Here is a 17,221-nt window from a genome sequence, read left to right on the forward strand (position 1 = left end):
ATAGTAGTAGCCCTGACCAGCCGACGAAGACGAAGCGATCGCGCTTTAGCCAGTCATCGACGACGTCAAACCATCCTCGACTACTTGGCGCACGTCCGACTGCGATTGTCATAACGAAGATCTCCAAGAATTTATGAGTACCAAAGAAAAGCTCTTAACCTACATATAACGCTGCTTTGATTAAGCAGATTATGGCTCGGTTATGAGTAAAATTTACTTTTCTTTACTGTACTCAATATCTTATGTGAAAGTCTCTAAGATTTCCACTCTATTTAGATGAGCTATGTTAAAAAGCCTACCTGTGATGACTTCCAAGTGCTATGTAGTAAGCCGTACTGCCTTCCCGCTCTCATAATTGTGTTGGCGCGTGTCTAAGATAATAAAGAAAGTATATGTACGGAATATTTGCCGCTTGACACCGCATGTTCACTATTGACCTGACTTTAAAGTACACACCTATGCCGCTGTCTGTGCAACGCAAGTCAGCAGAAGAGGCAGAAGCAACTTACCAGGAAATTATCAAAGCGATGCGCTCTGATACTCCTCAGATTTTGGAACTGAAATGTGACCACCAACCGGAAAAGAAAGTTGGTGTTTTTAGCGATCAAATTACTGCCGTCGTAATTTCTCAGAAATCTGGTGCCGCCGGAGCAGGGCGTACTCCAGGATTCTTTGCTCTGGCTGAATGAATACAACAGCAACTAACGCCATGAGCCAAGCGGCAATTCATGTGCGAGATCTTTGCTTCAGTTGGCCTCATGGAGCAACCGTTTTACAATCTTGCTCTTTGGATGTTCCCAAAGGCGAGTTTTGGATGCTCCTGGGTACCAATGGAAGTGGAAAATCAACGTTACTGAGATTGTTAGCAGGGCTATTGCAGCCTCAGTCCGGTGAAATTCAGATTTCGTCAGGAGTAGGCTTTGTCTTTCAAAATCCCGATCATCAGCTAGTCATGCCTACAGTCGGTGCAGATGTGGCTTTTGGTCTGGTGGAGGAAAAGCTTTCTATTGCTCAGGTGAATGCGCGGGTGAGAGAGGCGCTAGCGGCAGTCAAGTTGCTAGATTTGCAGCGACGCCCGATTTATGCCCTAAGTGGTGGGCAGAAGCAGCGAATTGCGATCGCAGGTGCGATCGCACGTCAGTGCGAGGTCATACTTTTAGATGAACCCACAGCTTTGCTTGATCCAGATACTCAACTGGATTTAGTCGCGCAAGTGCGAAACCTTGTCAAAAGTCGTGAGTTGACAGCGTTATGGGTCACGCACCGCTTGGATGAACTGAATTATTGTGACGGCGCTTTTCTGTTGGAACAAGGTCAAGTTGTTGATCAGGGTGACCCGGAACGCCTCAAGCAACGACTGATGCAAGAAGCAAATGTTGCAATTTGAGTAGTTTCTGATTGAACGTTAATTGATGGGGATTGGAGAAGACGTACCTCCAGTCTCCTTTTTTTTGTACAGCTTTCGTCAACTAGGGCTTGGGTTCTTATCGCAGAAGGCAGAAGGTTTATTCCCTTTATGGGTTGACTGTTAACGCTTAACAGTTAACCGTGAACAGATCCATCATCGTTTTAAAGTCATACTCCCGATTGGGAAGGAGATTTCAACACAGATTTCTCTAAACTGATTTCTGTAAACTATTGTTAATATTAGGTTACTGACAAAATCCTACAGCAACATATTGGCCTTGAAGAATGCCCCGTTCCTCACCACAGGCTGTTTTACTAGTTGATGGCTATAACGTCATCGGAGCTTGGTCTTGTTTGAAAAAGACCCGTGATTGCGATGGCTTAGAAGCAGCTCGCCAAGAGTTAGTTGAAGCTTTAATCAATTACAGTGCCTTTCAAGGCTATAAAACTCAGGTTGTTTTTGATGCTCATGCTCAAAATACACCCATTTACTCTGAAGTCTTAACAACTCATTTATCAATTTGCTATACAGATTTTGGACAGACGGCAGATACCTACATCGAGAAGTTCTGTGCTTCCTTCCGATTCAATATTAGTCGGCTAACCCAGCGATTAATCGTTGCGACTTCAGATCGAGCGCAGCAACTTACGGTGGTAGGGTACGGGGCAGAATGGATGTCGTCTCAGCAGTTGGCAAGTGATGTTGAATTTACGGCGCGTCGAACTCGTCGCCGACAGCGACCCCAGAAACAGTCTCAGGGTCGTTTTTTATTCAATTCCTTAGATGCCGAGGCTCAACAACGGTTAGCCCAATGGCGTAAGGGGATTAAGTGAGTTGTGGAAAGTGCGGGTGCTAAGTTGAGTTCAGCAGGTAGTTGACAGATACTGAAATACCTACTAATCTTATAAAGGTGTGAAAACAAGCCCCCATCGTCTAGAGGCCTAGGACACCTCCCTTTCACGGAGGCGACAGGGATTCGAATTCCCTTGGGGGTATCAAAAATTAACTGAATTGAATCAGCCGGGGTTGGATGCTAGTACTTCGCAGTAAGAGAAGCTTCCTAACCCCTATTTTCTGTGTCTGATAGGGATTCAAGGTAATTGAGAGAATTTCCTCCCCATGTGCCTGAGTTGATTCACTTTGTTTCAATCCCTGATAGGGATTCAAGGTAATTGAGAGCTGACTTCATACGCGATCGCATACGCAAAACTCGGTTTCAATCCCTGATAGGGATTCAAGGTAATTGAGAGCTGGGGTCTGCGATCGCATTGCACTCTTTGCGAGTTTCAATCCCTGATAGGGATTCAAGGTAATTGAGAGAAATAGTAATCCAGCCGTCATATCAATCGCATAAAGTTTCAATCCCTGATAGGGATTCAAGGTAATTGAGAGGAGCCATCAGGCTACCTGTAGCACTGGCGGGTTCTGTTTCAATCCCTGATAGGGATTCAAGGTAATTGAGAGTTGCGATCGCTATCCAAACTCGCCTTACTGTGGAGGGTTTCAATCCCTGATAGGGATTCAAGGTAATTGAGAGTTAGACTTGTAAATAACTGCCGCCATTGATGTAAAGTTTCAATCCCTGATAGGGATTCAAGGTAATTGAGAGCTGGGATGCTTTGCCATACCTCAGCGGGGGATTAAGTGAGGTTTCAATCCCTGATAGGGATTCAAGGTAATTGAGAGAATCTCTAACCTCGCGTAATTGCTGGACTTCAAGGTTTCAATCCCTGATAGGGATTCAAGGTAATTGAGAGGAAAGACTCTCGGCAGTTGGTACGATTCCATGATTCAGGTTTCAATCCCTGATAGGGATTCAAGGTAATTGAGAGTCTTTAAGTGATTCAGGCATTACTGCGGCTGCCTTCTCTCAAGTTTCAATCCCTGATAGGGATTCAAGGTAATTGAGAGCATAGACCAACTCTTTAGTGCCGTACTTAGTTTGAGGTTTCAATCCCTGATAGGGATTCAAGGTAATTGAGAGAGCGGCAACCTGAAAGGCTGACTGTATGAAGTATTCAAGGTTCGTTTGCGCGAATGTTCCAATCATCTCCAAAAACTTGCTTCTTGTCAAGAATGAAAATTGCTGAAACCCTTACCTGCTATGGTGCGCGAATCCCTCTATGCGGGTGATAGCTTCAAACCGTTGTCTCATCAAGAATCCAGTCGATTCTTAGAGTAAGTTCTCAAAAACACCTACCCCTTCGCGCATTCAGCAAGATAAACACCTACGAGCAATTGTCCAAACAAATCAGGAAAATTGCTTTTCCTCACACCCTATCCCAATCTAGAGAATGTCAAAGTCCAGTTAGAGTCGGCACTTCAATAGAGGCTAGCTGGTCGAGAGATTGCCAGATTTTTTGTAAGAGTGGGTCTAATCCAAGGCGAGTAGCCGCTGAAATCTGAAACACTGGCACCTGAGTTAGCTGGCTTAGTTGAGTTGCAATAGCATCTACAGTTTCTTTGTCAACAGCATCCACCTTGTTGAGAGCAAGAATTTGAGGACGTTCTGGTAAGCCACGCCCATAAGCGTGTAACTCCTCTTGAATAATTTGATAATTAGCGATCGCATCATCAGCCGTCGCATCAATCAGGTGTAGCAACAAGCGTGTGCGCTCAATATGACGCAGAAAATCGTGACCCAGACCTGTCCCCTGATGCGCCCCAGCGATTAGTCCAGGAATATCTGCAAAAACTGTACCGTCACCATTTGGCTTACGCACAACACCCAAATTTGGAATCAGTGTCGTAAAGGGATAGTCGGCTACCTTTGGTCGGGCAGCAGAAAGAGACGAAATCAAGGTAGATTTACCAGCATTCGGTAAACCAATAATCCCCACTTCTGCCAGTAGCTTCAACTCCATGCGTAAAGTGCGTTTCTCGCCTTCAAGTCCCGGTAAAGCATACTCTGGCGCCCGATTGCGATTACTCAGGAAGTACTTGTTTCCCAAACCTCCCTTTCCACCTTTGGCGACACAAAGCCTTTGCCCCGGTTCCACCAAATCGCCCACGATTTCATCCGTATGAGCATCATAGATGACCGTACCACAAGGAACTTCAATAATGCGATCGCCTCCATCTGCACCTGTCCGATTATTCGGCCCTCCGCGCCCACCGTTCTCACCTTGGAAGTGATGGGCATATCTGAAGTCCAGCAAGGTTTGTAGGTTTTGGTCGGCGACTAAGATAACATCACCACCACGTCCCCCATTACCACCCGCAGGGCCACCCGCAGGCACATACTTCTCCCTCCGAAATGCGACAATGCCATCGCCACCCTTGCCTGCTTCTACTTCAATTTCCGCTTGGTCAATAAATTGCATTGTTTAGTTGTTAGTTGTTAGTTATTGATAGTTAGTTGTCAGCGACTAACCACTGATTACCTAACAATAGTCTGAGATATCCTCACCCTTCTCATCTGCCAGATAGGATAAAGCCCTAAAACGCAAGCCGACTAACTGCTCATAGAGGGGATTAATCTTACACAGTGGCGGGATGTGGACGATTTTGTGTCCAAATAGCTTGACATCCCGCTCGAAGGGACATTGAGCTGGAATCATTTTGCACATAAATCGTGCTAACCGTGGGTCATGAATTTCCATGCCATCTAGCCACTCCCGCACTGGGTGCAGAACATCCGAATGGGGGTGAGGAGACGTTCCTGGTTCCTGAGCTAATTCAGCTATTGGGTTAGCTGCCGTAGTGACTTTGCTGTCATAAAGCGTCAGCCGCAGTGATTCTAGCGCCTCCACCTTCAACCCCAGTGCTTCACAGAACTCATGTAGAACATCCGCTTCCGTGGTTGAGTACACACCGTCTGCTAGCGCTACCATCACAGCCGTTCTCAAGAAATTCTCTGCCCTTGCCGAGTCATTACCCAAAGCCGCCGCAAGTTCCTCCGCCGAGATGGGTTCATCAAGCGAGGACAAATCCTTTGAAGGAGCTAGTTCTTCTTGCGCGATTTGGGTAAGTATCTCTTGTTCTTCTGGGTCAAAATGACCGTCTGCCCAAGCAACCGTGAATAAACCCCGCAGCCATGCGGTTATTTGTTCTTCTGCGTAAGGAGATTGAATTACACTCGTCATAACTCGCTTTCATTAAATCTACGGACGCTATTTTAAGAGCTATTTTTGGCTCTGTCTCTCCTAGTTGTAACGTAGGAGACTAGACAACTTGCACACCTAATCGTTTCGTGACTTCATCGAAGTTCGGGCTGTTCCTCTTTGTGATTTTAACGAGTGCTGGCGAAAAATTCTGCTCAAAGCTGGGGTGCTACCCCTACTGGCTACAGCTATAAGGTTGTGAAACAAGCGCTACTACTCAGGAAAACAACAAAGCTGATGCCTGATAGCTGACGGTTTTCTGCTATAGCCGTTCTAAATGATTCATGAAGGCGAGAATCTGAACCTCATTCTCATAACTGTTTTAGTTAAACTTATTCAAGTTGTATCAGGTCGCAACTGAAGGAATCCTTTATATTAATTAAGACTAATCCTATTTAATTTTTTGCTTAACATGGCTCAAATCAAATTGAGTGGAATATACATTTACCCCATTAAATCGGCGAGGGGCATTTCCTTAGAAACGGCTCAGGTTGAGAACCGTGGCTTTCAATACGATAGACGCTGGATGTTAGTTGATGAAACGGGAAAGTTCATGACACAGCGTAAGTTTCCTCGTATGGCGTTGATTGGTGTACGCCTAGAAGGAAATCAGTTAATTGTTGAGGCTCCTAATCATGGAAGTATTGCTATCCCAACATCCCTTGATAGTGGCGATACCATTTTTGTCCAAGTGTGGAATGATGTCTGTGAGGCAATCTCTCTGACAGCAGAAGTTAATCAGTGGTTTAGTGAGTTTCTAGGAACCTCCTGTCAGTTGGTGTTCATGCCAGAACGCTCGCACCGACTAGTCAGTTCTCATTATTCGATGCAAAATGAGCTAGTGAGTTTTGCTGATGCGTTTCCATTTTTACTAACGTCTGAAGCATCGCTCCAAGATTTAAATGAGCGATTGGATGAGCCTGTCCCAATGAATCGCTTCCGTCCCAATTTGGTCGTTTCTGGTTGTGAGGCGTTTGCTGAAGATACTTGGCGACAAATCCGCATTGGTTCGATTCTATTTCATGTCGTTAAGGGATGCGATCGCTGTGTGGTAACCACAATTGATCAAACGCAAGGAATTCGAGGAAAAGAACCATTAGTCACGCTAGCTAAATATCGCCTCTGGGATAGAAAAGTTTGGTTTGGGCAAAACTTAGTTCCATCACAACTCGGAACACTCGAGGTAGGAGATTCAGTAGAAATTCAAAGCTTGAACACAGAATCATTATTAATCTCATAATTCTCGACTTAATCCTCACCAAACCTTGCTGTAGCAGTCGTATCCTGCCAATTTCATCTTTGGGACTGTTCTAGTAAAACTGGATAAAGTTGTACTAGCTCTTTAATCTGGGTAATCCCTTATACTCATAAGGCTAAACCTATTCAATTTATTAGTTCATTTCAATAATGCATAATTTCCTACCCATTGCTTATTTTCAAAATAAATTTTTACCTTTTGCAGAAGCGAATGTTTCTATTGCAACCCACGCCTTACACTACGGGACAGGAGCGCTTGGGGGATTACGTGGTATCCCCAACCCTGAGAATTCTCAGCAAGTCCTACTATTTAGATTAGAGCGACATTGCCAACGATTCAGTAATAGTGCTAAATTTCTTCACTACGATTTACCAGCTGATAAAATTAAGCAAATTATCATTCAATTTGTAGAGCAAAATAAGCCAACAGCGTCGTTCTATATTAGACCATTTATTTATACCTCAGGTTTAGGAATTTCCCCTAGACTCCATAACATTGAAAAAGACTTTTTTGTTTACGGCTTAGAAATTGGCGATTATCTACCTCCAGAAGGAATTAGTTGCCGGATTAGTTCTTGGTATCGGCAAGAAGACCGGAGTTTGCCCCTCAGAGCGAAAATCAGCGCTGCTTATATTACTTCTTCTTTAGCAAAAACTGAAGCGTTTGAATCTGGTTTCGACGAAGCGATTTTACTCAATTCTCAAGGTAAAGTCAGTGAAGCTTCTGGCATGAATATATTCATAGTCAGAAACGGAGAACTAATTACTCCGGGTTTTGACCAGGATATTCTAGAAGGCATTACTAGGGATAGCGTGATTACTGTTGCAAGAAATTTGGGAATTAAAACCCTAGAACGACCTGTTGATAAATCTGAACTATTTATCGCTGACGAAGTTTTCTTGAGTGGGACAGCGGCTAAGGTTACTCCTGTTAAAAAAGTTGAGAACTATGAACTTCCCAAAACTAGACCAATAACTGAATCAATTCGAGAAAAGATTACAGCAATTACCGAAAATCGAGATTCTCAATATAGTGATTGGGTAGATGTAATATCTATTTAAAGCATCTCTTCCGCGTTTCTTTGTAGAGAAGGAGGTTAGGGTGTTAGCCTATTTAGGTTGAATTTCTAGTTCCTTGTAGCCAGTAACAGTATCCACTGTTCTCAAAAATGTGAAATCTTCAGTAGTGCCGACAATTATCTCTGCGGTTGTATAGATAATGCAACCGTCTACGAGATGTCCGCCAATAGTTTCACCATTTTTATCAGATAGGGAAATATGTAGATGAAGTCCGTGAGTGGAAAGCGTACCAACCAGGGAAACTATCTCAAATCTTTCCTCAAATACTTGAGTTTCGTCTTGACTCGCAAAGCGTAGGGTTGCTTGTTTGAGGCTACCAACGGTAGTAAGGATAAAGCCTGATTGGATATTATTTTGTTCTACGAACGTTTTCAGGCTGGCTTTTAAATCTTGTTCAGGTTTTAATCGAATTGGAAAAATCTTCATAGACAATCCTTACTCCAACTCTGACTTATCAATCTGTTGGAACAAATATTCTGCACTACATAGTGCTACTGAGGTAAAATAACTCACCAGTTATATAGCAGTTCTCCTTTGGATGAGGTAAAAGGTTCTGGGTTTTCGGGAATTGGGAATAGGCAAGAAAGTAAGATGTACCTCACTGATACGAGAATCGCTATAACCCTCTTCTGTCACTCTCCGAAAACTTTTGCCATTGCTGAAGTCTAGAACTAACCTATGGTAGGCGATCGCAGACTTTTTCCTTCATAGAAATTGATCCGAGTAGGGAAATTGCCAAAATTAGATGGGCAAACGCTGTATTCCCTAATACACCTCCTTTGTAGAAAATATTAATAATAGGAAAAACCGGAGAGTGACAGAAGAGGGATAAATGGGCAAGAGGTAAGAGAGGTTGTTATAGCAGTAGCCACGAATGTTAGGACATTAAGGGGAGAAGAGCGTTTCTTAACTAGAGCCGCTTTGACCGAAAGCTGACCGCTGAAAGCTGACTGCTGATGGCTATATGACTGGAAAGACATAGGTGGTTGGGTAAAGCGATCGCGTTTCCGAAGGATAGATAACCCAACGCATAGCTCTTGTAGCGTTTGATTTCGTTACCTCATCGCAATCTACCTGGTTTAGAGCTGTTGTCTTCACAGCGATGTTACAGATCTGCCTTAAAGTTGCCTGATAGACCACAACTTAATCTGAATACAGATATTATTATCGGAAGAGCAGCTATAGCTCATTGGTAAGAAGTGGAAATGTCAAGAAACCAGCGGCTAGAGAACCAAGATAAGATTATCGACAAGCTCCAGAGCAGAATACTTGAGACTTTAAATAAAGAGAACATGGAAGCCAGTGATTTTCAAAAGCTTCAATTCCTCAGCCTTAGTCTAAGAGCAGTCTCAGAAGCTACTAGACATCTAAACACTTTGCCCTAATTAAAATAAGGTGGGCAATCTTGCCCACCCTACTAAACTAATTACGGCTTAATTAAATGCCCTTCCAACTTACGGTAATTAGCAATTCGCCTTGCACGCTCTAGGGGGGGATAAAGAAGCATTGCTGCTAAGGGAAAGCTAGTTCCTAACACAGCAGACATGACTGGTAGATTATTGAAAAATCCTAATTTAAACCCAATCCCTAAACTAATTCCTAAAGCTCCTGACAATATAGACACTCCGCAAGCCAAGGTTTTACTAAATCCTCGATTTAAGCAACTTGCCGCAACGCCTTCGCCCTCAAAGGCTGCCATAAACACCACAGCATCAACAGCAGCAAAGGCAGCGATCGCAGCATTTGTGGCTCGAAATTTCGCCCCGAACCCTGTAACCATCATTGCCGCGACTCCAGCAAAAAATACGGCGGCTACAGTATCCAGCGCTTTTAGCGGTAGCCCAAACCTGGATCTAATCTTAGCGACAACATTAGAGATAAAGTTAGAAGTGACGGCTGCCATTACTCCTAACAAGGCAACAAAGGCGGACACAAAAATTGCGATCGCCATTCCCAATGTCCCACTTTTGTTGACAATCCCCTCCCAAGCTGAGGTTTCAACCCAAGTTGCCACTGCCGCAAAAAACACCAGTAAAGCCAGGGAAAAATAAGGCATTTTTTTCGTAGCGATTGGCACTGGAGCGGTGTTGACTTTTATATTGACAATCTGGGTTCCTGGTTGAGAATTGCTGTGAATTAATAGCTCTCGCTCAAAAGTCTTGTTTGCCATCAACCGACTGGTGTCAACCGTGATTTTGCACAGTGCATTATTATCGACAAACTCAGACTGTTCCAGCCAAATCCATCTGTGGAAGTCAGGAGTATGGGGTGGGTCACTTAAATGCGAGGCAACTTCTAAGCGACTTTCCAGAACCGTATCCGGAACCGAATTAGTAATGGTAATCGTTTGACTTAACTTTTCACCTAGTTTTTTGGCGGTAAATTCCAAGCTCGTTTGATTGAGCTTAACTTCTGGGGTACGGATAACATAGATAGGTTTGAGAGCTTCCAGTGCCGTTGCTGCATCAGGAAAACGGTCTTTTGGTTTGAGTTCAACCATCTTTTGCAGCCACTCAATCCACCGTAGACTCAGCTTAGGAACAAGATGCTTGAAGTTGATTCGGTAGTCGTCATCAATTAAGTTACTAATCGCTGTAGATGGCGTACCAGTTAGCAAGCAAATTAGGGTTGCCCCTAAACCATAGAGGTCGGATGCCTCACTCAACTGCCGATTAAATAGCTGTTCGGGTGCCATAAACCCGATTGTGCCTTTGGCGACGCTGCTTACAGCCACTTCACTATCACCAATCCTCGCCAAGCCGAAATCTACGAGGAAAACATTGATCTTGTCATCCACCAAGATATTCTCCGGTTTGAGATCTCGATGACTAATGGCAGGAATGCGATTTTGCAGGTAAACCAAAATGGAAAGCAAAGAAACTGCAATTTGCTTAATTTCATCTGGGTCAAAACTGCGGGGTACGACGAGAGAGGGTGCCCTTTTATATTCCTGCACTAGGCAAAAGCCTTGTGAGGTTTGAAAAGACCCTAAGTAGCGAGGGATACCGGGATGATTTAGTCCTCGCAAAACTTGGATTTCGCGCTCGATGGTATCGTAGTCTGACCAATTAGTGCCACGTTTTGCAAATTGAAATTGCTTAATAACAATGGGTTGCCCCCCCATTTTCCCCTTAGCCAGGGAGGAGGCTGAAGGCAGAGGAATAGCAAGATAGGTCACTCTCCCACCAGCGCGATTGTGACCTAACTCTCTAACGACCCTGAAACCGTGGCTGGATAAATCTGGAAAATTGCTCATGAGTGTGAGGAGGAAGGCATGTCTTCGGCGAATTGCCCTATTCTTCAGGAAATTCTACCGCTTCTCCAGAAGACTTGGCTCGGAGAACGGGAACGGACACAAGATGTGCGATCGCGTATTCTATCGCACAGCCATGTGTTGCATTTATCCACGATACCGCTTTCCTCAAAAGATGAGGGGGATCGCTTATCAATTGGTTAATACCAGTTGAATTCTGTTGTACCAGGACGATTCGGGCAGGGCAAAGCAGAAAAGGAGCAATTTATTCCTTTCCTCTCACTGAATTACCGCAATCTCGGCTACGCCTCAACGGGTGTTCGATAGTCGCTCTCTTCTTCAACACTCAGAGGTGGGGTATCTTGATTCGTAATCAAACGCGCCCCACGTTTACGGGTGAAGTAGTTCCAGCCCCACTGAATCAGCACAAGCAGTTTGTTGTCAAACTCAATTAAATAGAAGATGTGAATAAAAATCCAGGCAAGCCAAGCCGGGAAGCCGGAAAACTTGATAAAGCCTAGGTCTACAACTGCCGCATTGCGTCCAATTACCGCTAAGCTGCCGTAGTCGTTGTAGTGGAATGCAGGTAGCGTCTCTCCTTTGAACCGTTGCTTGATAAGACGAGCGACATACTGCCCTTCTTGCATCGCAACGGGTGCAACACCGGGTAAGGGTTTGTCATTTTGGTGAGGGAAGTTCGCCAAGTCACCAATGACAAAAATATTTGGATGGTTCGGTACACTGAGGTCTGGTTCTACTATCACTCGCCCTGCGCGATCGAGTTCGGCCCCCGTGGCTTTGGAAACTATCTCTCCCATCCCAGAAGCTTTCATGCCAGCCGCCCACAAAACAGTTCGCGCCGCAATTTGTTCAGTCTCATCACCTTTGCGGATAGTCACAACATCATCTTCAATGTTGGTGACCATAGCCTTGGTTTGTATCGTAACTCCCAAACGCTCTAGTGAGGCTTGAGCTTTTGCCGACAGCTCAGGTGGATAAGGCGGCAAAACTCGATCCATGCCTTCTATCAGTAGAATTTTGGCTTCCGATGTGTCGATGTTGCGGAAGTCGTTCTTCAAGGTGGTGTAGGCAAGTTCTGCCATCGCCCCAGCTAATTCGACTCCTGTTGGGCCACCTCCCACTAAAACAAAGGTTAACCAAGCACGGCGCTTTTCTGGGTCTGTTTCTTTTTCTGCGGCTTCAAACGCAACAAAGATACGCCGCCGCATTTCTAGGGCATCTTCTACGGTTTTCAAGCCAGGAGCCTTAGGTGCCCATTGATCGTTGCCAAAGTAGTGATGGCTAACGCCTGTCGCAACGATGAGGCTGTCGTAATTGAGTTCTCGGTTTTGTACTTTGACGGTTTGCTGCTGAGGGTCTATTTCCGTCACTTCCCCCATCAGCACTTCTGTATTTTTCTGACGGCTTAATACCGCCCGCAAAGGAGAGGAAATATCACCCGCCGATAATCCACCTGTGGCAACCTGATAAAGCAAGGGCTGAAACAGGTGAAAATTTCGTTTATCAATTAGCGTGACCTTTACAGGTGCCTTGGCAAGAGCCTTTGCGGCATAAAGCCCACCAAATCCGCCACCAACGATGACAACATGATGAGGAGACTGGTCTTTGGCTTCGCTTAGCATAAAGGTTGTTTCCCTATGGATTTAACGGCTTAGACAATTAATTTGAGAAGGAATTAACTATCTTACGGCTCTTAACAAATACTAATCTAAATAAATTTATATTAAAAGTCACTAAGTATAAGTATCAATGTATACGGGGTTAATTTATGATCCCTATTTTCTTACGTCTACTGAAAATCACTGGTACAAGAACGTGCGATCGCAGACAGAGTGAAAATGCGACTCTAGCTCATCACTAGGAGAGGTTCGTCACAGAAGGCGATCGCGGCTAATCAATCACATCCATAACAGCCGTTGCCAAAAATCGAAACTTAACACTATTTGTGATAAGTAGAAGAGATGCTGAACGATTTATCTCTTCTACATCTCTTACAACTAGCCAGTCCGGCGTTGCCAGTCGGTGCTTATAGCTATTCCGATGGCTTAGAAGCCTTAGTTGAGGCGGGTGTAATTCACAACCCAAAAAGCTTATGGTATTGGCTAGAGCAGGAACTACGTTATGGGGCGATTCGCTTGGAAGCCGCAGTGATGGTGCGAGCTTATCGGAGTGTTATCAATGGTGATGTTGAGGCGTTAGGGTATTGGAATGCTTGGGTGAGTGCTGCAAAAGAAACGGCTGAGTTGCGATCGCAAAGTTGGCAGATGGGGAACTCTCTAATGCGATTGCTTCGGGATTTACCACCACCCAAGACACAATTGCCTATCTCTCTAGCAGATTTGACAGCAGCAGCAGGTACACCTTGTAATTATGCGATCGCTTTTGGGATTGGGGCGGCTTATTGGCAAATAGATCTTACCGCTTCTGTGCTTGGCTACCTGCACAGTTGGGCATCTAATCTGATTGGTGCAGGTGTCAAACTGATTCCCCTCGGTCAAACGGCTGGTCAACAGTTACTACTTGAACTTGCTAGTAGCCTCTCTTTAGCTAGCCAAGACATTTTAGCCTTAAAGGATGAGCAATTAAGTAGTTGTGGCTGGGGATTGGCGCTTGCCAGTATGGCGCATGAAACTCAGTACACGCGGTTATTTCAGAGTTGATGGAGAGCGGTCAGCGGTCAGCGCTCAAAGGGGTTGGGGGTTAGGTTTTTCTGCTGTACACGCGCATAACAGAGAAATGCTATATATTTTTCACTACTATTCAAAGCTCAAAATGCTATGAGTGCTTTTCGTGTTGGGATTGCGGGTCCCGTGGGTTCAGGGAAAACGGCTTTATTAGATGCTTTGTGTAAGGCGATGCGGGTATCGAGCCAAATCGCTGTAGTGACCAATGATATTTATACCCAAGAAGATGCTCAGTTTTTGGTGCGTTCTCAGGCATTAGAGAGCGATCGCATTTTGGGTGTTGAAACGGGGGGTTGCCCTCACACGGCTATCCGTGAGGATGCCTCAATGAACCTAGCCGCTATTGAACAGCTAGAACAGCGATTGACTGGCTTAGACTTGGTATTTTTAGAAAGTGGTGGTGATAATCTAGCTGCAACCTTTAGCCCAGAACTTGTTGATTTAACCATCTATGTTATTGATGTAGCGGCTGGTGACAAAATTCCCCGGAAAGGAGGCCCCGGAATTACGAAATCTGATCTTTTAGTAATCAATAAAATCGACCTCGCCCCTCAAGTGGGAGCTGATTTAGGTGTCATGGAACGCGACGCTAAAAAAATGCGAGGTGATAAACCGTTTGTTTTTACAAATTTGAAGACTCAGGAAGGATTAGGAGTTGTGATTGACTTCGTTAAACTGCACATGGGAGAGCAGAGTATGATTGGTGGAACGGGTACTGTGCGTAGTTGATGCCCGCACTGGTAAAGTAATGACGAACTCTGTCCCTTGATTCGATGCTGAATGTGCCTGAATATTGCCGTGATGTTGAGTAATAATTTGGTAGCTAATCGCTAAACCTAAGCCTGTGCCTTTACCTGGCTCTTTTGTTGTGAAAAATGGGTCAAATATTCGATCTTTAATTGCGGCTGGAATCCCAGAACCATTATCAGAGATTGAGATTGCTACCCAGTTTTGATCGAGTACTTTGGTGCAAATCTGAATTGTAGGAATTGGGGGTTGGGAGGAAGATGCAGGGAGTTTTGTAGACATATCCCCGTATTCTCTTTCCTTATCGCCTACTTCCAAGGCATCAATGGCGTTGCTCAGGATATTCATAAATACCTGATTCAGTTGCGCCGGAGAACACTCTACGAGTGGTAATTCCCCATACTGTTTTATAACTTCAATTCCTTGCTTGATACGGTTATTGAGAAGGATGAGCGTGCTATCAATTCCTTCATGGAGATTGACTGCTTTCATGCCAGCTTCGTCTAGGCGGGAGAAGTTTCTGAGGGATAGAACAATCTCACGGATACGCTCAGCACCTCCTTTCATGGAGGAGAGGATTTTGGGTAAGTCTTCGGCAAGAAAGTCAAGCTCAATTGCTTCAATCTGCTCTTGAATTACGGGTAGTGGTTCAGGGTATTGTTGCTGATAGAGACGCACTAATGAAAGTAAGTCCTGAATGTATTCAGTGGTGTAGTCCAGGTTGCCATAGATAAAGTTGACAGGATTGTTGATTTCGTGAGCCACACCAGCAACCATTGCACCTAAGCTGGACATTTTTTCGGTTTGAATGAGTTGCGCTTCGGCTAGCTTGAGTTCCTTTGTGTAGACAGCAATGCGTTGTATGAGTTGATTAAGAGAGGTGGCAAGGACACCGACTTCATCATTGGTTGTCACAGGTACCCGAAGTTCAAAGTTAGATTCTTCTGTTACTTGTTGAGCAACCTTAGTGACGGTTTTGATCGGTTGGGCGATCGCATTACTGGTGTATAAAGCGAGTGCCACAGCAAGCGCTGCTGATAGCACCATACTGGACACAATAACTTGCACTCGCAATGCACCTGCCCGCTTTAGGGTAATAGCTGCTTGCTTGTCTTGGTCTTTTGCTCTCTCAATTAGCTGCTGGAGTTTAGACTAGAAGTGAGCAGAGTGAAGAAACGACACAGGTAAGTTACTGGTATCGAAAGTAGTGAAAGGGTAACTGTGCAATGCACAGTTACCCTTCGACGGAAGATGAGAGAAGCATCACCAACTCTCAGCTACCGCTATGGAAGTTATCGCTAAACTTAAAGACTTTCGTCAAGCAGCCTACAATCACCTATGTAGGTAACCTTGCAAGAGCGGACAATGGAGCATTACTGCACTAACGGTGTACCAGGAAATCTACCGGTTGCGAAAGGACAAGGCTACAGTACGATTGCCTGGATACCAGAGGCACAAGGAAGTTGGGCATTACCCTTGAGACATGAGCGGATTACCAGTTGGGAAAGCCCAATTGATAAAGCTGTATGGCAACTTAAACAGGTGTGTCAGTATTTGCCGGTGCGACCAATATCCCTATGGGATAGTGAGTATGGATGCGCCCCTTTTGTCTGAAAGACGGCTAACCTAGCTGTAGATAAATTAATGCGTCTGCGCTCGAATCTATGTTTATGGGGTGCACCACCCGCTTATTCGGGTAAAGGGCGACCCCGTATTCATGGTGACAAGTTTAAACTCAATGACCCTCAAACTTGGAAGGAACCCGTAGAAATCCTTGAGGTGGATGAGCCAAAACTGGGACGTTTGCGAATTAGTCTATGGGAGAATTTGCACTTCCGTAAGGCATCTAAGCATCCGATGTCGCTGCTACGAGTTGAGCGCCTTTGTGAACGGCGTTCTGGCAAAGTTGCCCAACCTTTGTGGCTGGCTTGGATAGGTGAACAAATACCGGTCCTAGCTGAAGTTTGGCGACTTTACCTACGGCGCTTTGCCATTGACCACTGGTATCGATTTGCTAAACAGCGCTTGCACTGGACTCTTCCCAAACTGAGTACTCCAAAACAGTCTGAACGATGGAGCGACCTGATGCCATTGATGACCTGGGAACTTTGGCTAGCTCGTGATATTGTGGCTGACAATCCCCTCCCTTGGCAGAAGCCAATCACCCCATTAACGCCAGGAAGGGTTGCTCAGGCAATGGGTGGAGTTTTTGCCATGATTGGCACACCTGCCCAACCCCCCAAACCTCGTGGAAAGTCTCCAGGCTGGCCGACTGGAGAACCTCGTCTACGTAAACCTACTTATCCACTAGTCAAAAAAGGCACTAAAAAAGGCAAGCAACCCCTCAAGACATCAGCTTAATCCTCTAATTTTTTATCTTTTAGCTTTTGTCTGATCAACTCAGCGCTGCTGGGTCATTTTGTCGTGCTTAGTCTAAATAGCAGTTAGCTGGTTTAACTGCTCAAAAAGCTGATCTAACGCGATCGCAACTTCGCCACTGCTGTTTCTTAATAGTTCCTGTTGTGCTGGCAGAATTTCATCTTGTCTCAAGTTCCAAGCATTGATTTGCCGTAAGAGGGACTGTGTAACGCTTCTGTAACCCTCTACGGTGATATCGGCTCTGTGTAATATAGTTTGTAACGTCTCGGTATCTGCTTTGGCGAGGTTG

At 45.0% G+C, this 17,221-nt stretch carries 16 protein-coding genes, 1 tRNA gene, 1 pseudogene and 1 CRISPR repeat array; of the genes and pseudogenes, 11 read left to right on the forward strand and 7 right to left on the reverse strand.

The genetic code is table 11. The features are described from left to right. Nucleotides 1–112 (reverse strand): annotated as a pseudogene (locus tag H6F98_RS08045) (photosystem II D2 protein (photosystem q(a) protein)); the annotation flags it as partial. A 310-nt stretch (nucleotides 113–422) separates the two neighbouring features. Here H6F98_RS08045 and H6F98_RS08050 point away from each other — a divergent pair. The 4 genes from H6F98_RS08050 (at nucleotide 423) to H6F98_RS08065 (ending at nucleotide 2,403) form a co-directional block, all read left to right on the forward strand. Continuing rightward, entirely contained in the window at nucleotides 423–689 is a 267-nt protein-coding gene (locus tag H6F98_RS08050; RefSeq protein ID WP_192218153.1) for a hypothetical protein, read from the forward strand. Nucleotides 690–709: 20 nt separating this feature from the next. Next, nucleotides 710–1,387 carry an energy-coupling factor ABC transporter ATP-binding protein gene (locus H6F98_RS08055; protein WP_192218181.1) on the forward strand — a complete coding sequence of 226 codons (678 nt, stop codon included), beginning with the start codon at nucleotides 710–712 and terminating at the stop codon, nucleotides 1,385–1,387. A gap of 305 nt (nucleotides 1,388–1,692) precedes the next feature. After that, nucleotides 1,693–2,241: an NYN domain-containing protein gene (locus H6F98_RS08060; protein WP_192218154.1), complete on the forward strand. Its 549-nt coding sequence runs from the start codon at nucleotides 1,693–1,695 to the stop codon at nucleotides 2,239–2,241. 89 nt (nucleotides 2,242–2,330) lie between these two features. Beyond that, nucleotides 2,331–2,403: transfer RNA gene (locus H6F98_RS08065), tRNA-Glu, on the forward strand. 75 nt (nucleotides 2,404–2,478) lie between these two features. Beyond that, a CRISPR array of direct repeats spans nucleotides 2,479–3,392; the repeat unit is 37 nt; unit sequence GTTTCAATCCCTGATAGGGATTCAAGGTAATTGAGAG. A gap of 313 nt (nucleotides 3,393–3,705) precedes the next feature. Here H6F98_RS08065 and obgE read toward each other — a convergent pair. Then, a complete protein-coding gene (gene obgE, locus H6F98_RS08070) occupies nucleotides 3,706–4,731 on the reverse strand; it encodes a GTPase ObgE (RefSeq protein WP_192218155.1) in 1,026 nt (341 codons plus the stop codon). Between the two features lie 60 nt (nucleotides 4,732–4,791). Then, nucleotides 4,792–5,493, reverse strand: a complete 702-nt coding sequence (locus tag H6F98_RS08075; protein ID WP_192218156.1) for a DUF533 domain-containing protein — start codon at nucleotides 5,491–5,493, stop codon at nucleotides 4,792–4,794. 430 nt (nucleotides 5,494–5,923) lie between these two features. Between H6F98_RS08075 and H6F98_RS08080 the strand changes: the two genes are divergently transcribed. Further along, the gene (locus H6F98_RS08080) at nucleotides 5,924–6,751 is read left to right on the forward strand and encodes an MOSC domain-containing protein (protein ID WP_192218157.1); all 828 of its coding nucleotides are present in this window, start codon (nucleotides 5,924–5,926) and stop codon (nucleotides 6,749–6,751) included. Between the two features lie 167 nt (nucleotides 6,752–6,918). Then, nucleotides 6,919–7,830 (forward strand): branched-chain amino acid transaminase, encoded by a 912-nt coding sequence (locus H6F98_RS08085; RefSeq protein ID WP_192218158.1) that lies wholly within the window; start codon nucleotides 6,919–6,921, stop codon nucleotides 7,828–7,830. Nucleotides 7,831–7,878: 48 nt separating this feature from the next. Here H6F98_RS08085 and H6F98_RS08090 read toward each other — a convergent pair whose 3' ends face one another. Together H6F98_RS08090 and H6F98_RS08095 are read right to left on the reverse strand one after the other, a co-directional pair. Next, nucleotides 7,879–8,274 (reverse strand): PPC domain-containing DNA-binding protein, encoded by a 396-nt coding sequence (locus tag H6F98_RS08090; RefSeq protein ID WP_192218159.1) that lies wholly within the window; start codon nucleotides 8,272–8,274, stop codon nucleotides 7,879–7,881. A gap of 1,000 nt (nucleotides 8,275–9,274) precedes the next feature. Further along, on the reverse strand, nucleotides 9,275–11,104 hold the full coding sequence (locus H6F98_RS08095; RefSeq protein WP_192218160.1) for a serine/threonine-protein kinase: 1,830 nt from the start codon (nucleotides 11,102–11,104) through the stop codon (nucleotides 9,275–9,277). A gap of 18 nt (nucleotides 11,105–11,122) precedes the next feature. On the opposite strand from H6F98_RS08095, the gene H6F98_RS08100 reads away from it, so the two are divergent. Continuing rightward, nucleotides 11,123–11,305 (forward strand): hypothetical protein, encoded by a 183-nt coding sequence (locus tag H6F98_RS08100; protein WP_192218161.1) that lies wholly within the window; start codon nucleotides 11,123–11,125, stop codon nucleotides 11,303–11,305. Between the two features lie 98 nt (nucleotides 11,306–11,403). On the opposite strand, the gene H6F98_RS08105 is transcribed toward H6F98_RS08100, so the two are convergent. Continuing rightward, a complete protein-coding gene (locus tag H6F98_RS08105) occupies nucleotides 11,404–12,744 on the reverse strand; it encodes an NAD(P)/FAD-dependent oxidoreductase (protein WP_192218162.1) in 1,341 nt (446 codons plus the stop codon). Nucleotides 12,745–13,083: 339 nt separating this feature from the next. Here H6F98_RS08105 and H6F98_RS08110 point away from each other — a divergent pair, with 339 nt between their 5' ends. Together H6F98_RS08110 and ureG are read left to right on the forward strand one after the other, a co-directional pair. After that, the gene (locus H6F98_RS08110; RefSeq protein ID WP_192218163.1) at nucleotides 13,084–13,782 is read left to right on the forward strand and encodes an urease accessory protein UreF; all 699 of its coding nucleotides are present in this window, start codon (nucleotides 13,084–13,086) and stop codon (nucleotides 13,780–13,782) included. A gap of 117 nt (nucleotides 13,783–13,899) precedes the next feature. After that, the gene (ureG, locus tag H6F98_RS08115) at nucleotides 13,900–14,535 is read left to right on the forward strand and encodes an urease accessory protein UreG (protein ID WP_192218164.1); all 636 of its coding nucleotides are present in this window, start codon (nucleotides 13,900–13,902) and stop codon (nucleotides 14,533–14,535) included. Here the strand turns inward: ureG and H6F98_RS08120 are convergent. Beyond that, a complete protein-coding gene (locus H6F98_RS08120) occupies nucleotides 14,455–15,621 on the reverse strand; it encodes an ATP-binding protein (RefSeq protein WP_313929816.1) in 1,167 nt (388 codons plus the stop codon). The two genes, ureG and H6F98_RS08120, sit on opposite strands and share 81 nt — an antisense overlap. Before the next feature lie 297 nt (nucleotides 15,622–15,918). Between H6F98_RS08120 and H6F98_RS08125 the strand changes: the two genes are divergently transcribed. Together H6F98_RS08125 and H6F98_RS08130 are read left to right on the forward strand one after the other, a co-directional pair. Continuing rightward, nucleotides 15,919–16,167: a hypothetical protein gene (locus H6F98_RS08125; RefSeq protein WP_192218165.1), complete on the forward strand. Its 249-nt coding sequence runs from the start codon at nucleotides 15,919–15,921 to the stop codon at nucleotides 16,165–16,167. A 30-nt stretch (nucleotides 16,168–16,197) separates the two neighbouring features. Then, entirely contained in the window at nucleotides 16,198–16,914 is a 717-nt protein-coding gene (locus tag H6F98_RS08130) for a hypothetical protein (RefSeq protein ID WP_192218166.1), read from the forward strand. Nucleotides 16,915–17,221: the final 307 nt, after the last annotated feature.

The sequence above is a fragment of the Microcoleus sp. FACHB-SPT15 genome (genome assembly GCF_014849525.1).
GTDB classification, from domain to species: Bacteria; Cyanobacteriota; Cyanobacteriia; order Cyanobacteriales; family Coleofasciculaceae; genus Symplocastrum; species Symplocastrum torsivum.